15 protein-coding genes and 1 pseudogene are annotated in these 14,499 nt (G+C 63.3%); 9 read left to right on the top strand and 7 right to left on the bottom strand.

The features are described 5' to 3' along the window. Positions 1-11 precede the first annotated feature (11 nt). Positions 12-746 (bottom strand): Clp protease N-terminal domain-containing protein, encoded by a 735-nt coding sequence (locus D3H54_RS17705; protein ID WP_149380156.1) that lies wholly within the window; start codon positions 744-746, stop codon positions 12-14. 81 nt (positions 747-827) lie between these two features. Between D3H54_RS17705 and D3H54_RS17700 the strand changes: the two genes are divergently transcribed. The 4 genes from D3H54_RS17700 to D3H54_RS17685 are packed head-to-tail and all read left to right on the top strand — an operon-like array spanning position 828 to position 3,971. Continuing rightward, entirely contained in the window at positions 828-1,286 is a 459-nt protein-coding gene (locus tag D3H54_RS17700) for an SRPBCC family protein (RefSeq protein ID WP_149380155.1), read from the top strand. A 54-nt stretch (positions 1,287-1,340) separates the two neighbouring features. Further along, on the top strand, positions 1,341-3,179 hold the full coding sequence (locus tag D3H54_RS17695; RefSeq protein ID WP_149380154.1) for an AMP-dependent synthetase/ligase: 1,839 nt from the start codon (positions 1,341-1,343) through the stop codon (positions 3,177-3,179). Positions 3,180-3,181: 2 nt separating this feature from the next. Next, positions 3,182-3,673 (top strand): hypothetical protein, encoded by a 492-nt coding sequence (locus D3H54_RS17690; protein ID WP_149380153.1) that lies wholly within the window; start codon positions 3,182-3,184, stop codon positions 3,671-3,673. 4 nt (positions 3,674-3,677) lie between these two features. Continuing rightward, entirely contained in the window at positions 3,678-3,971 is a 294-nt protein-coding gene (locus D3H54_RS17685) for an EF-Tu/IF-2/RF-3 family GTPase (protein WP_149380152.1), read from the top strand. 238 nt (positions 3,972-4,209) lie between these two features. Here D3H54_RS17685 and D3H54_RS17680 read toward each other — a convergent pair whose 3' ends face one another. Further along, the gene (locus tag D3H54_RS17680; protein WP_149380151.1) at positions 4,210-4,452 is read right to left on the bottom strand and encodes a hypothetical protein; all 243 of its coding nucleotides are present in this window, start codon (positions 4,450-4,452) and stop codon (positions 4,210-4,212) included. 308 nt (positions 4,453-4,760) lie between these two features. On the opposite strand from D3H54_RS17680, the gene D3H54_RS17675 reads away from it, so the two are divergent. Further along, positions 4,761-5,750 carry an IS481 family transposase gene (locus D3H54_RS17675; RefSeq protein WP_149380150.1) on the top strand — a complete coding sequence of 330 codons (990 nt, stop codon included), beginning with the start codon at positions 4,761-4,763 and terminating at the stop codon, positions 5,748-5,750. On the opposite strand, the gene D3H54_RS17670 is transcribed toward D3H54_RS17675, so the two are convergent. Beyond that, the gene (locus D3H54_RS17670; protein ID WP_149380149.1) at positions 5,733-6,899 is read right to left on the bottom strand and encodes a cytochrome P450; all 1,167 of its coding nucleotides are present in this window, start codon (positions 6,897-6,899) and stop codon (positions 5,733-5,735) included. The two genes, D3H54_RS17675 and D3H54_RS17670, sit on opposite strands and share 18 nt — an antisense overlap. An 85-nt stretch (positions 6,900-6,984) precedes the next feature. Here D3H54_RS17670 and D3H54_RS17665 point away from each other — a divergent pair, with 85 nt between their 5' ends. Next, positions 6,985-7,494, top strand: coding sequence for an Rv2253 family sensor-like surface protein (locus tag D3H54_RS17665; protein ID WP_149380148.1), 510 nt, complete (start codon positions 6,985-6,987; stop codon positions 7,492-7,494). Between the two features lie 67 nt (positions 7,495-7,561). Here the strand turns inward: D3H54_RS17665 and D3H54_RS17660 are convergent, their stop codons facing one another. Genes D3H54_RS17660 through D3H54_RS17645 form a run of 4 tightly spaced genes read right to left on the bottom strand, consistent with a single transcriptional unit; the run spans position 7,562 to position 11,196 of the window. After that, positions 7,562-8,473 carry a hypothetical protein gene (locus tag D3H54_RS17660; RefSeq protein ID WP_149380147.1) on the bottom strand — a complete coding sequence of 304 codons (912 nt, stop codon included), beginning with the start codon at positions 8,471-8,473 and terminating at the stop codon, positions 7,562-7,564. A 55-nt stretch (positions 8,474-8,528) separates the two neighbouring features. Further along, a complete protein-coding gene (locus D3H54_RS17655; protein WP_149380146.1) occupies positions 8,529-9,551 on the bottom strand; it encodes a hypothetical protein in 1,023 nt (340 codons plus the stop codon). A gap of 41 nt (positions 9,552-9,592) precedes the next feature. Next, positions 9,593-10,576 (bottom strand): trypsin-like serine peptidase, encoded by a 984-nt coding sequence (locus D3H54_RS17650; RefSeq protein WP_149380145.1) that lies wholly within the window; start codon positions 10,574-10,576, stop codon positions 9,593-9,595. Positions 10,577-10,620: 44 nt separating this feature from the next. After that, positions 10,621-11,196, bottom strand: coding sequence for a CHAP domain-containing protein (locus tag D3H54_RS17645; RefSeq protein WP_149380144.1), 576 nt, complete (start codon positions 11,194-11,196; stop codon positions 10,621-10,623). A 710-nt stretch (positions 11,197-11,906) separates the two neighbouring features. Between D3H54_RS17645 and D3H54_RS17640 the strand changes: the two are divergent. The 3 genes and pseudogenes from D3H54_RS17640 to D3H54_RS17630 all read left to right on the top strand — a co-directional run. Next, positions 11,907-12,793, top strand: a pseudogene (locus tag D3H54_RS17640) (tyrosine-type recombinase/integrase); the annotation flags it as partial. A gap of 171 nt (positions 12,794-12,964) precedes the next feature. Then, on the top strand, positions 12,965-13,279 hold the full coding sequence (locus tag D3H54_RS17635; protein ID WP_149380143.1) for a hypothetical protein: 315 nt from the start codon (positions 12,965-12,967) through the stop codon (positions 13,277-13,279). Between the two features lie 208 nt (positions 13,280-13,487). After that, entirely contained in the window at positions 13,488-14,048 is a 561-nt protein-coding gene (locus D3H54_RS17630; RefSeq protein WP_149380142.1) for a hypothetical protein, read from the top strand. Positions 14,049-14,499 lie beyond the last annotated feature (451 nt).

The raw sequence follows: 14,499 nt of genomic DNA, 5'->3' as shown, positions 1-14,499 counted from the left end.
GCCGGCGGTGCTCACGGCTCCTTGGTCGAGGTGACCGCGGCGAGCATCTCGACGATGTCGGCCTCGGCGCGCGCCTTGTCGAATCCCAGCCGGTGCAGTGTGCCGCCGTCCTCCTCGGCTTCGGCGAGCGCGAGCAGCATGTGCTCGGTGCCGATGTAATTGTGGCCCAGGCGAAGTGCTTCGCGGAAGGTCAGCTCCAGGGCCTTTCGGGCGCCGGCGTCGAATGGGATCAGGGCGGGTACTTCCGCCACCCGTGGTGGCAGAACGATGGCAGCTCGCGTCGCATCCGGGCTGATCTGCTGGGCCCGTAACAGGGGAGTGGCCAGCGCGGCCGGATCAGTGAGCACACCCAGCAGCAGGTGGGACTGGGTGATCTCGGCATTTCCAGCCCCGTGGGCCGCGTTCTGGGCGGCGACGACGGCGCTGCGGGCCCGCGGGGTGAATCGCGCGAAGCCCTGAGCGGGATCCAGATCGGCGGCGTCGAGATTGGTCATTTTCGGCACGAAGCGCTTCTGTGCCGCCTGTTTGGTGACCCCCATGCTCTTGCCGATGTCGGTCCACGAAGCACCCGACCGGCGGGCCTGATCGACGAAATGGCCGATCAGGTGGTCGGCCAGGTCACCGAGGGCTTCCGCGGTCAGCACCGCGTCGGAAAGCTGGTCAAGGGCGTCGGTGTGGACCTTCTTGATGCCGTCGATGAGGTCGTCGAGTCGGATCGGGTAAGCGATGCGAGCCTGGTCTTCCATGCGTCAACCGTAGGTTGACGATGCCACTTCGTCAACCGTGAGTTGACGGTTTACATCCGGTGGAGCGGGTACTCGCCCAGCATGCCAACGAGCGTTACGCGTGACATCGACGCGCCACGGGAACGAGTCTGGGAAGTGCTGGCCGACGGGTGGACCTACTCGCAATGGGTGGTCGGTAACAGCCGGATGCGTGCGGTCGACGCCGATTGGCCGGCGCCGGGCACCCGCATCCTGCACTCGATCGGCGTGTGGCCTGCGGTCATCGACGACGAGACTGTGGTGCTGCGCTGCACGCCGCAGGAGGAGCTGGTACTGCTGGCCCGGCTCGGTCCTGCCGGGGCAGCGCGAATCACACTGCGGCTCAGCGATATCGAGGGCGGCTGCCGACTTGAGATGGCAGAGGTGGCAGTGGAGGGGCCGATGAGATTCGTGCCGGACCGGTTACAGCTCGCCGGGTTCTGGCCCCGCAACCGCGAATCCACCTGGCGGCTGGCCAACCTCGCGGCGGATCGCGAGCCTGCCGAATTCGACCAGAACTAGACCCGGGCTTCCCGATTTCGCCACGGGCGGCGCGCCGCGACATAAACTCGCGCCATGGCAGGCCCGCGCAAGTCCGACGAGCGGCCCGACGTGAGCAAGATCGACAACCGGGCGCCGTCGGTGCCGCGGATGTTTCTCGATCGCGTCGCGGCCACCCCCAACGCTGAGGCGTTCCGTTATCCCGACCAAGACGGGTGGACCAGTGTCACCTGGGCGCAGGTCGGTGAACGGGTCGAGCTGATCGCCGCCGGGCTGATCGCCCTGGGCATCAACCCCGAGGACCGGGTGGCGCTGGCGGCGGGAACTCGCTACGAGTGGGTGGTCGTCGACTTCGGCATCCTGTCCGCGGGCGCGGCCACGACGACGGTCTACCCGAGTACCAACGCCGAGGACACCGCGTTCATCGTCGCCAACTCCGGTAGTCGCGTTGTCGTGGCGGAGAACCAGTCTCAGGTGGACAAGCTGACCGCCAACCGTGCCGACCTGCCCGCCGTCGAGAAGGTGGTGATGATCGACGGGACGAGTGACGACGACTGGGTGATCACCCTCGACGATCTCGAGCAACTGGGCAAGCAACTGCTGGCTGACAACCCCACCGCGGTGACCGAACGCATCGACGCGATCCCGCCCGAGCAGCTGGCCACCCTGATCTACACCTCCGGCACCACCGGCAAGCCGAAGGGTGTGCGCCTGCACCACGAGGCGTGGACCTACACCGCCGCAGCACTGGATTCGCTGCAGGTGTTGTCCGACAAAGACCTCAACTATCTGTGGCTGCCGCTGGCGCACTCGTTCGGCAAGGTGATGCTGGCCATGCCGCTGCTGATGGGTTTCCCCACCGTCATCGACGGCCGGGTGGACAAGATCGTCGAAAACCTGGCGATCATCAAGCCGACGTTCATGGGTGCAGTGCCGCGGATCTTCGAGAAAGTGCACGGCCGGATCACAGAGACGATGGTCGAAGAGGGCGGCGTCAAGAAGCGGCTCTTCGACTGGGCCACCGACGTGGGCCTGCAGGTTTCGCGCGCCCGGCAAGCCGGCCACCGGGTCGGGCCGTTGCTGGCGTTGCAACACAAACTCGCCGACAAGCTGGTGTTCAACACGATCCGGCAGCGGTTTGGTGGCCGCCTGCGGTTCTTCATCTCCGGGTCGGCCGCGCTGGACCGCGACATCGCGCAGTGGTTCGACGCCGTCGGGGCCATCGTCCTGGAGGGCTACGGGCTGACCGAGACATCCGCGGCGTCATCGCTGAATCGCCTGCATGCCTATCGGTTTGGGACGGTGGGCTGGACGTTGCCGTACACCGACGTCAAGATCGCTGCCGACGGTGAGGTGTTGCTCAAGGGGCCGGGTGTGATGAGCGGCTACCACGACCTGCCCGAGGCGACCGCGGAGGCCATCGAACCCGACGGCTGGTTCCACACCGGGGACATCGGTGAACTCGACGCCGAGGGCTATCTGCGGATCACCGACCGCAAGAAGGACATGTTCAAGACGTCACAGGGCAAATATGTTGCGCCCTCGGCGATTTCGGCGGCGTTCAAGGGTATCTGTCCGTTCGCCAGCGAGATCATCATCTACGGCGAGGGCAAGCCGTACTGCGTCGCACTGGTCAGCCTCGATGCGGAGGCCATCAGGGAGTGGGCGGATCGCAACGGTATGGAGGGCAAGTCCTTCGAGGAAGTCGCCCGTGACCAGAAGACCAGGGAGATGGTCGAGGGATACGTCGAGACCCTCAACAAGCACCTGAACCGGTGGGAGCAGGTCAAGCGCTTCGACATTATTGATCGCGAATTGACGGTCGAGGCGGGCGATTTGACGCCGAGCCTGAAGCTCAAGCGCAAGGCTGTCGTGGAGAACTTCCACGACAACATCGACGAGCTATACGGCTGATCGTGCGGCGTTGCGGCGTGCTGCTGGCCGCCACGGCCGCGTTGTCGTTCGGTGTGGCGACCGCACGAGCGGACGCTCCGGTGCCACAGGCGGGCGCGTCATGCCCGGCGGACTTCGCGGACGTGATGACCCGGCTGCCCGACGTGGGTGACTTCCTCGTCTGCCAGGCGTCGGGCACGTGGGTTCCGGTGCTCGGCCCGTTCGACCCGGCCAGTCGCTGGCTGAGCTATGGCGCCGGAATCACGTTGCACGGTCAGGGATTTCGTAACCCCAACCTGCGCTCGGGGCAGTGGACCGCGACGCCGCTGGACCCTTCCGCGGTGTGCAGTGCCGATCAGGTGACCGTGATCGGTCCGGGAGAGCTTGCGCCCGTGGTGCATTCACCCGGTGAGGTGGGGCAACCTCTGCACTTGGATGTGTTGCCGAAGCTGTTCACCATCACGATGAACGGTGATTGTCTGTGGTCCGAGGATCTGCCGCCGGGGCTGGGGTAGGCCCATGTTTCGGCTGACGGTGCAGGACGTGTTCGCCATCAAGGGCCGTGGACTGGTCGCCACAGGCCGCGTCGAGCTGGGTCAGGTCTCGGCCGGTGACGAGGTGCGGATCAACGACGCTCGCACGGTTCGAGTCGACGCGATCGAGAGCTTCCGCAAGACGGTGGACGAGGCGGTGACCGGCGATAACGTCGGGCTGTTGTTCTCCGGGCTCGGCCGCAGTGATCTCTCACCGGGTGATGTGCTCACGATCGGGGCGGTCGGCTCGGTCTCGGACGGCATCGACGTTCGCTTGTAGGGGCCAAGTGGTCCCCAGGGGCGGGGGGCCGGTGGCCCAAGGGGGTGGCCACTTCGCATAGCCCACCCCTGGAGACCCGCTTGTGACGGTCGGACTGCGGTGTGATTGCGCTACCGGGCCCCGACCGGTCGGCTGTGTTCTCAGCGTCGTCAGAAATGTACGACACCGGCGGTGGTCGGCGTCCGACTTCGACAGAAATATTGACGATTTGGTAAGAGTCCATCGGGCGCCGGTGCCGTCAGGGTTTCGGTGCCTTGGTGGCGGTGACCGGCATGGGGGCCGGTCCAGGTGCCGTGGGCGGGGCGGCCGATGTCTGCGAGGTGGACGAGACGCTGTGAAAGTCGGGGGGTGGAGTCGGCTTGTAGAAGTACACCGCTGCGATCGCAATGGCAGCGACGACGACCGCCGCCCCGGCGACGATCACCTCGACGACGGTGGCCCGCCGCTTCAACTTTTTGACGACCCTTTTTGCCCCCGGCATAGCGCGGACCGTAGCTGATCGACTACGGGCTGGGTAGGCCAGACAGCAGTGTCACAGTGACCAGGAAGCGTTCCCGCAGGATCGATCTGAGGGTTTTATCCCCACGTAACGGGGAGTTCAACTAGCTGTACTGACCACGGACGTTAGGGACGGCGTGGCGTGGTGACATGACGAAGACCTCCGAGTTCGCGGCGCGCGCGCGGGACGGCGTTGCGCGTCGGGCGGGGGGGGACGGTGGTGACATGACGAAGACCTCCGAGTGAAGTGCGAGCTGTCTAGGAACGCACCAACTCATCTCGGAGGTCTTCGTGTCCCACCGTAACGCCCCGTTGTCTGAAACCGGACGCCTGCGACTGGCCCGTTGCGTCGTCGAGGACGGTTGGAGTCTTCGACGCGCTGCTGACCGATTCCAGGTAGCAGTGACTACCGCCAGTCGCTGGGCGAGCCGCTACCGCGAATATGGTCCGGCCGGCATGGTCGACCGCAGCTCACGGCCTCACCGCTGCCCCAATCAGACTCCAACACGTACCGAGCGGCGCATCATCAAGGTGCGTGTCATTCGCCGTTGGGGACCGGCGCGCATCGGTTATCTGCTGGGCCTGCACCCCTCGACGGTGCACCGGGTCCTCACTCGTTACGGCATGGCCAAACTGCGCTGGCTGGACCGCGGCACTGGCTGCGTGATCCGACGCATGCAACCCGCCGAGTGCGGCGAAATGGTCCACATCGACGTCAAGAAGCTGGGCAAAATTCCTGCCGGCGGCGGCTGGCGGATGCTGGGTCGCTCGGTGGGTAACCGCAATCACCAAGCCGACAAAAGCAGTGGACAGACCAACAAACGTCGACAACCGGTACGCGGCTATCACTTCCTGCACACCGCAATCGACGGCTATTCCCGGCTGGCCTACAGCGAGATACTCAGCGATGAACGCAAAGACACGGCCGCCGCCTTCTGGCTACGAGCCAACACCTGGTTCGCCCAACATGGCATCAACGTTCGAAAAGTGTTGACCGACAATGGATCATGCTATCGATCACATCCCTTCCGGGACGCACTGGGCACCATCGAGCATCGCCGAACCCGGCCCTATCGGCCACAGACAAATGGCAAAGTAGAGCGGTTCCACCGCACGCTGGCCGAAGAATGGGCCTACGCCCGGCTCTACCGCAGCGACACCGAACGCTGCGACGAGTTCATCACCTGGCTGCACACCTACAATTACCACCGCGGCCACACCGCACTCGGCGGCCAACCACCCGCCGCCCGCGTACCTAACCTCTCAGGTCAGTACAACTAGCCCGTGGGACAGGGAATGGAAGCCCGCGGTCATCGTTGCCGGATCAGTGCGCAGCTGCAGGGTGGGGAAGCGGGGGATGAGCTGGGAGTAGACGGTCTTGAGTTCCAGGCGAGCCAGCGCCGCGCCGAGGCAGTAGTGCAGGCCGTAGCCGAAGCCGACGTGCGCCGCGCCGGTGCGGTTGAGATCCAGCCGGTAGGGGTCGGTGAAGACCTCCGGATCATGATTGGCCGCGCCGGGGTCGAGCAGGACCAGATCTCCTTCCCGGATCGTCACTCCACCGGCGTCGATGTCGCCCCGGGCATACCGTGGCACGCCGACGCCGCCGGTCATGCCGGCGCGCAGCACCTCCTCGACAGCCTTCGGGATGAGGTCCGGGTTGTGCAGCAGGGCCTGCCACTGGTCGGGGTTGCTCAACAGCAGCAGGCAGCCCACCCAGATCTGGGTCACCGTCGTCTCATGACCGGCGAAGAGCAGTTGCATCGCCAGCGTGGCGATCTCGAAGTCGGCCAGATCGGGCTCGTCGCACAGGCGGGAGATGACGTCGTCGTCCGGGTTCGCGCGCTTCACGCCGACCAGTTCCATGCCGTAGCCGAGCAGCGATTCGAGCCCCTTGAGGGAGACGTCGTCGTCGGGGGAGAACGCCGCATCGTCGACCCAGAGCCGGAAGCGGTCGCGGTCGGCGTAGGGAACGCCGAGCAGATCGCAGATCACCAGGATGGGCAGCGGCTGAGCCAGGCTGGTCAACAGGTCGGCCGGCGGTCCCTGGCGTTCCATGTCGTCGAGCAGGGCGGTGCACAGACCTTGGACCTTCGGCTGCAGGGTGCGCATGTGCCGTGGACCGAAGTGCGGCTGCAGCAGTTGGCGCATGCGGGCGTGGTCGGTCGGCTCGGAATCGAAATCACCGATCGGCCCGCCGAACAGCGCCGAGGTGCGGCTGCGCGGGGCGTTGGCGGGGTCGCGGTGCGTGCGGCCGAGGAGTTCGTTGTCCATGAGGCTGCGTACGAGTGAGTATCCGGTCACCAGCCAGGCCTCGTCACCGACAGAGGTCAGAACTTTGTGGATCGGTCCGGTGCCCTGCAGTGCGAGGAGGTCGTCGGGGGAGCGCAGCGGGTGGCTCTGACGGAACGGCAGCTGGGCGGTGGCGGTCATGGTGGGAGCGTACGACTGGCTGAGGACGCGCGGACCATTTTTTTAAGACTACTGGTCTTGTTTGCCTCGGCTTTAGTATGCAGCGATGGCTCACACCAATCTTCGCAGCTTGAGCGCCTTCGCCGGATTGTGCGCCGCGCCGGCCGCGATGGCGTTCTGGCTCGCCCCGATTGCCGCAGCCGACTCAGCATCCTGGAACGGCGAGTACGCGATCACGTTCATCGTCGGCCCGAAGGCCGGAACGAGTGTGGCCGCCGGTCAGCCCGAGCAACAGCACACCGAAACCTATGGCTTCCAATCGAACTGCACGAACGGAAAGTGCATCGCCACGATCACGAGCGGCCCTCCGCCGAGTAACCCGACGGTTCCGCAGCCTGTTCAGTTCACCTGGGATGGGTCATCGTGGGCGCAAGCCAGCGACTTTCAGTGGCAGTGTCTGATGCCCGACGAGACGATCCAGTGGAATCCGGCGCACGCCGAGGTGCGGTACACGCCTCAGGCCGACGGATCCCTGTCGGGCACGATGCACACCGAAATCTTCAGCGGCGCCTGCCAGGGCACTGTCGAGATGAATATGACGGCCGAGCGCGCTTAGCCGGCGCGGCATCTGCTGCTCGTACTCGATGTGGACGGGGTTCTAGCCCGATCCGCCTCGACGGCCTCTACGGCAAAGCTAAAAGTCTTGTAGGTTTCAAGCAGCTTTCGGGCAGATTCACAAGTCTCGGATCCTGCGCTTCGCGGTAGGCCTTGGCCGCTTCGGCGCACTGCCTCACGTGCTCGATTGAGTTGTTGTGAGTGCTGCGAGTGTCGCTGGCGAAGCTGGCGAACATGACCACCGTCACCAGCGACGCAACGAACAAGAGCATGGCGGCGATCGTCCCGCCGCCGCTGGTCGCTTCATTCACGCGCATCCGGATGACGTGGGCCATGGCTTTTGCTTGAGTCGCGTAGACCTCGGCACGAATTTGAGCGGCGCGAGGAAGACGCCGCTGGCCGACAGCTTGTATGTCGGGGTCCGCGCTTTCCGCTTTGCGCTCGATATCCAGCGCGATCTGCAGGTAGTCCTTCAGCGTGTACTTCTGTTCCAAAGGAAGGGAATTCGGTCTGTTGAGCTCGGCGAAAACGTCGTACACCGCGGCTATCGTCTCAAGTTCAGCTTCGGTGAAGGAGTTGTCGTCGAGGTGCTTAACGTGCGGAAGAGCGGACTCGTCGTTCTTGTCCCGCCGCGCCCGCATCACCTCTAGGTCTGCCGACATCACGATCGTCCGGCTAGCCCGGGATAACCGGCGCGACAGCCAAATAGCGGCGACCGCCATCATAAGAATCGATGCCAGCGCGAGTGAGGCGTAGAGCCAGGCCAAGTGGCCATCGATGGGAAAGATTCCGGTCACGCTCGATAAACCGAAGCCGCCGATGATCACAGTTCCTACTGTGAGAACACCTTTGCCCCAGGCAGTTGCACTGGCACGCAGGTCGTCACATTGTTTGGACCAACGGGCGGCCACCGCCTGCGCCTGTTCTGCCAAAAATTCATGCGGGTCTCGTGTGGCAACCCCGCTGATGCCTTGTATCACGTTGGCCTTCTTCCTTCATGCCGCTCCGCCGCAAGATTCTCTTGGGTGCTCGGCTTCAGCCGACCGGTTCGAGAATGGCCATATGGTCGCTGATCGGCGCGGCGATGTCTGGATCGGCTAGGTAGTCGATGATCGCGTGGGGGCCGGTTGGGTTGTAGGTCCGCTCGTCGGAAAGTCGGTCTGTGCCCTTGAACTCCGGGGCGAGTGGATGAATCAAGGCAACGATGTCTAGCACGTCGTAGCCGTTGAGCCAGCGGGCGTTGCTTTCGATGACCTTGAGTGGTGCACCGGCGGGCACTGCTGGTTGTCTACCGTGAAGACGGGCTTTCACCAGCTTCAACCCCAGCGGACTGCCGACAGTGACGAATAGTTTCACTCGACGATCGCCCAAGGCGTTGTCCTGGTCTGCGAGCAGGTCGTAGGCGACGACGCTACCGAGACTGTGTGCGATCACTACCAGGTCGTCGTCAGCCGAGGTGTGCGAGAGAATTTCTCGTCGGACGACATCAAGGACCTTGTGGCGCATTGATTCCATGCCGATGTAGTAGGCGACGTCTGCCAGGTGGTTGCGGATGATCGCGGCTGGGACTCCCGTCTTGCGGCTCAGGAACTGCAAGGCCCCAGTCACGAAGGGGACCCCAAGTACGTCGGACACGGCCAGCTCGTCCGCGCTGCCGCCTTGGTAACGGAGCTCGCGCACGGCGTCGTAGTCCAGATGACCCGCCATGTCCTGCAACAGGTTCGCCTGCAGAGTAGACAGCGCGCGAATCTGGTCCTGGTCGCCACAGGTGTTCACCTCGAGTTCGGTAGCAGGATCTGCCGCCTCCAAGTGGGGCGGAATGCCGCCGCTGCGCTCGTAATCGGCGATGGAATCACGGAATACATTGCCGTAGAAGGGGAAGATCACCTCGCCCTCCACTATGGGAGGGCGGTTTGCGAGGACCAATCCCTTCGCAAGACCGGCCAGGAATTGGCGCTTTTTGTTGTCGACGTAGGCCGCCAATTTGGCGGGGTCGTCAGCTGTCTGCTGGTCACTAGCCTGGTTGCGGCCATGGATCATGACGAGTTTTGTACTCATGGTGGAACCTGCTCTCGTTAGTCGGGCGGTGGGGCGGGAGTTCAGAGAATGGCGGCGGAGATCAAGGCGCGTTGTTGGGGCGACATCTGCCGGCGCGCGAGATCGGCGACGATCGCAGAGATACGTATCCATCCCTCATTTGCTACCCAATAGCGCAGTGCCTCGGGAGTTTCCGCCGTTACCGGGTCGCCGTTGAGATCGATCCTGTTGCCGTGATCATCAATGAAGTCTCGGCTGCCGTGGTGCAGCGCGACGAGGTCGAAGTCGTCGTCGAGCACCGGTGAGCCGGACGAGCCGGGAGTCGTATCGCCGAGATACACCAATAGGTTCGGAGTTTCCGCGTCGGTCATCAGATTGTTGCGGAACGCGATCTGCTTGTAGTTACCGCCGGGGTGCTGAATGATGTTCAGTGCGCTTCCCGGCAGTGCTTTGCTCGACGCTTTGATCAGGGGAAGTCGCCCATACTTATCCCCAGGTAGCTGTCGGTCGGTGGTGCGACCCACTCCGACGATCGTGTAGTCGAGTTCCTCGCTCGACACAAAGAACGCCGCAGCGTCCAGCGAAATCGTCTCTTCACCGACCAAAGGTCTGTTGTCGGAGCTCTTTTCGTGGCCGAACGTGAAGTTCACCGACGGGTCGCTTGCTTCCTCGGCTGTGTGCAGCACGTGATGATTGGTCATCATCAGGCACGGTGAAATCATGAAGCCCGTGGCGCTGGCCTCCTTTCCATCCACTTTCATCGAGATCAGGCCCACCGCCGCGGCTGCGGTTCGGGCCTTGGTCAGCCAGGAGATGGGCTTCAGATCATCACCGTCGATGATGCGCTCGATCGCGGTGTTGACCTGTCGGTCTGTGGCCTGCGCAGGCACCGGCACACCCTTGGCCTTGAGGTGCTCGCGCTTCTTGCATGTTGTCGCCCTTCGGTAGTTGCCCTGGCGGTCGCGCGTCACTTGCTTCACGAAGTCGACGGACGTGGGGACGATGATCCTTGCTCGGTGCTGATCGAGTTGCGGCGCACTGACCATGAGAGCCTCCTTCGGGGGCAATGCTGCGATGGTTATGGGGGTTGTCACTTAGGTCGGCCGAACCACAACCCCGTCAAGGGGCGCTCATTAGACCGCACGCAGCCGGTGGAGGTGTTGCTCTCCACGGTGATGACCCGATCGCGCAGAGAACGAGCGACGAGTCCGATGTGATTGCCGCCGAGTCCGAACATGTCGCCACGCAGTGGTGTCCCGACGAGGCGTCGGTTGTTGGCCGCCCATGCGTAGATCGACTGCACCCAGCCGGGGTTGTTCCACGGCGGCCGGCTGCCCGTCGTCTGGAGATAGCACCAGGAGACGAAGAAGGCGCACCATGGAACGCCGGGAGACCCCGGTGCGAACGGATGGACATATCGGGTGAGTGGAATGCCGCCGTTATTGGCGGTTTCGCACACGCCTATTTGCCCTGTCGCGATCTCGACCATCCGAAGACCTATCGGTGAATGACCGGATGGTGCTGACGCGGCGATCTCGAGCACGTTGTCGTCGTGTGTCTCAGCTGGATCGAGTCCCACGCGCGAGGCGACGGAATCGACATCGAAGCCTGGTGGTGGCATCGCCACCCTTCCGGAATAGTCCTCGCTCACAAGCAAACTGGCCATGGTTTACCCCCGTCGATTGGCAGTTCGGGGCCAGGTCGGCGAGCAGTGGTCCGAGCGAGTTCGGTCTCGCAGACGATCGCTGATCTGGCCTGACGCGAACCTACGGCGAGCCGTACCCGCCCTATCGAGTAGCGCGATACTCGACTTCGCTGAGGAGGCCGGAGAACCATCTACGTAGTCGAGGTGTGCGCTCGCCAGGGTGCGTCCGCATCTACAGGGTGCTCGGCGCGGTTCCCAGCACCCATGTCGGCTGTGTTCCCGCGGTGAGGACACCACGGTCGTCACTGTCTAGGTGCGTGGTTGCGACGAAAGGGTGGCGACCGGCGTCCGGCCAAATGACTTCGGCTGCGATGACCAGCTGAAGCGTGTGGGTGCGCGGTCGACTGAAGCATTCACGCGGATCAGTAGGTTGATGTCGAAAGATTTCGCTTTACCGGCATTGACCTGCTATAACGCTGGTGCGCGATACTGGGATTGAATCTCACCTAGAGTTTGCTGGCGAGAAGCGCGCGGAGCGCACCTGGCGTCACGGTATAGCATCTGAACAGCAAATATGACCGTCCAGGCGTGCAGCAATGTGCGGCAATAAGTGTGCTAGCTTTAGCCCAAATTCAGCCCGTGAGGCACTTGCGGCCCACCGTCAGCCCACGTCAGTATCGCGGAGGCAGCACTCAGTGACGCGCACGCCAGGCACCTTCGGAGCGGTCGAGCGCGATATCAAGCAACGCACCCGCGAGCATTACGAACGGCTGTTTGAGCAGCAGTTGCGCAAGCCCTTCGGCGCGATGCCGCTGGCGTCGATCAGCCCCGACGACGTGCGGGCCTGGTACGCCACGTTCGGAACCAAGACACCGACGCTGCGCACGCACGCCTACGGCCTGTTGCGGACCATCCTCGGCGCCGCGGCCAGCGACGGCAAGATCAACAGCAATCCGTGCGTAATTCGCGGAGCGGGAACGGCCAAGCGTGTCAAGAAGATTCGGCCCGCGACCCTGCCAGAGCTGGCGACAATCGCCGGAGCGATACCTGATCCGTGCCAGGCCATGATCTTGCTCGCGTCATGGTGCGCGCTGCGCTTCGGCGAGCTGACTGAGTTGCGCCGCCGTGACGTGGTGCTGGCGACGACCACCGACGACGACGGGGTAGAGCTGCATACTGGGACTATTCGCACAGAGCGGGCCATGGTGCGACTCAACGACGGGTACGCAGTCTCAACGCCCAAGAGCGACGCCCAGACCCGCGACGTGGCGATTCCGCCGCACCTGGTGCCTGCCACCCGCGAGCATCTCGCCACCCATGTGAAGCCGGCGCCGGACGCTCTGTTGTTTCCAGCCGTTCACGGCGGCCACCTCGCGCCGGCCACGCTCTACCGGCAGTTCTACAATGCGCGCGAGGCAGCCATGCGGCCGATCTGAGGTTTCACGACTTACGGCATTCAGGTGCGGTTCTCGCGGCGGCCACGGGGGCCACCCTGGCCGAACTGATGGCTCGCCTCGGGCATGCAACTCCGCAGGCCGCGATGCGGTACCAGCACGCGGCACAGGGCCGAGATCAGGCGATTGCGGCGGCGTTGTCTAAGATCGCGCTGAACGAATAGCGGTACAGTAGATGATATGGCCGTGACCAGGGAGTATGGGCACAGTGATGTGCGCCAAATATGGGCAGATTGACAGTGTGGCGTGAGCGCGTCAGTGCAGTTTGCCGGTTGCTCTGGCTCTAGCTGGTGCGGTCGTGGATGATGTACGAACTATCTGACCAGAGGGGTGCCGTGGCAGACGACGAATATCAGAGCATCGACCTGAAAGTCGAATGGCCGACTGATATCTATCGGGATGCAGCCATGACGAATATTTTTGTGCTGTCCGACGACGGCCAGGGGATATACCTCGGCATGGGGCACATCCCGCCGTTCACGACCAGCCCACCGGCCGGAGGTGCCACAGTGGTGCCTGACGTTCGTGCGGCCGTGCACCTCACATACCGCAACGCGAACGAACTTGCCCAATTGCTGAACGAGATCGTCGACCGCAAGAAGCGGGAGATTAAGGAACGCAGAGAGGCAGGGGCCAGTAATGCCGACTGATCATGCGCCGCTGCGGCCCGATCGCAAGCATGGACGCGACACGTGGCGGTTCGATGCACCGATCGTAGCGGGGTCCATTTTCGCTTCGCATGGTGGCGGAGTTCCGAGCCCGGCGACGGTTGTTTCCAGGGTGCCTGAGATCCATACGAACGTGGGTCAATTTTGGGAGAGCGTGTTTTGGGCAGCGCGCCACTCACCTCAAGGTGAGGTGAATCCCGCTGACGAATTTTTGCCAGACGATCGCTTGATTGCGGTTGCGATGCCCGAGGTTCGTACCAACGTAGGTCAATTTTGGGAGAGCGTGTTCCTGGCGGCGCGCCATTTGCCTGAGGGTGAGGTGAATCCCGTTGAGGTTGAGGAACTTAGGTCAGATGATCGCTTGATTGCGGTGGTCACTCGTTCTATCCAAGGCGGCGCCAACGAAGCTCGAACACGAGAGCTGGTCGGGCGCAAGATGGGTCAGGTGTGGGCGCTGAAAGACGGTTGGCGCGGGCCGGGATCGTTGGCGCCAAGCAAGGTTGCGCGAGACTTCTATCTGTCTGTTGTACAGGTTCTCCCGGGGCGGCTCCTCGGGCCAGCACAGCCGACACCGACTGCCGACGGCGGCATACACATGGAGTGGCGGCGCGGCGATTACGATTACGAAGCCGAAATTACATGTGACGGTGAACTTATCTTGACGGTGCTTGGGCCGGACGACGACGATGAGACGGTGATCCAATCGCCGACCACCGCCGATCTCGTAGAGTTTGTTTGTCACGGAGCCTGACCCAGATTGGCTTCTGGACTACCCTTTAACGGTCATACCCGGTTGCTTCGGGCTGTATTCGATACAGAAGTCGACGTGATAACAGGGGAAATTAGCAGTCTTGCTTTTACCCCCGACCCGTCGATAACGGCCTTTGGTCGACCGAACACGGAGACCGGCCCGGTGGTGCTAAGACGTATCTCGAAACACTCGAACTTAAAGGGGTCGCGGGCATTTGGGCTCCAACGGTCACCGAATGCGAGGCTGAGGAATTACCTCTCATCGATGACGGTGGCGAAGACGGGCGCTCGGCGTGGCATGTATCTGTTGACTACACGGCGCACCTAAATGACTCCAAGCGGGTCAATACCGCAGGCAAGAAGAAGGCAAAACGTCTTCGCGATCGCGCGCAAGCGCGCGGCCAACTAGCCTGATCCAGGGCAACCTTCGGCCCACAGTTCGGCGTCGATCA

The sequence above is a fragment of the Mycobacterium sp. ELW1 genome, from assembly GCF_008329905.1.
GTDB lineage: Bacteria > Actinomycetota > Actinomycetes > Mycobacteriales > Mycobacteriaceae > Mycobacterium.
The sequence above is the reverse complement of the archived record's forward strand: the minus strand, read 5'-3'. Positions and strand labels throughout refer to the sequence as shown.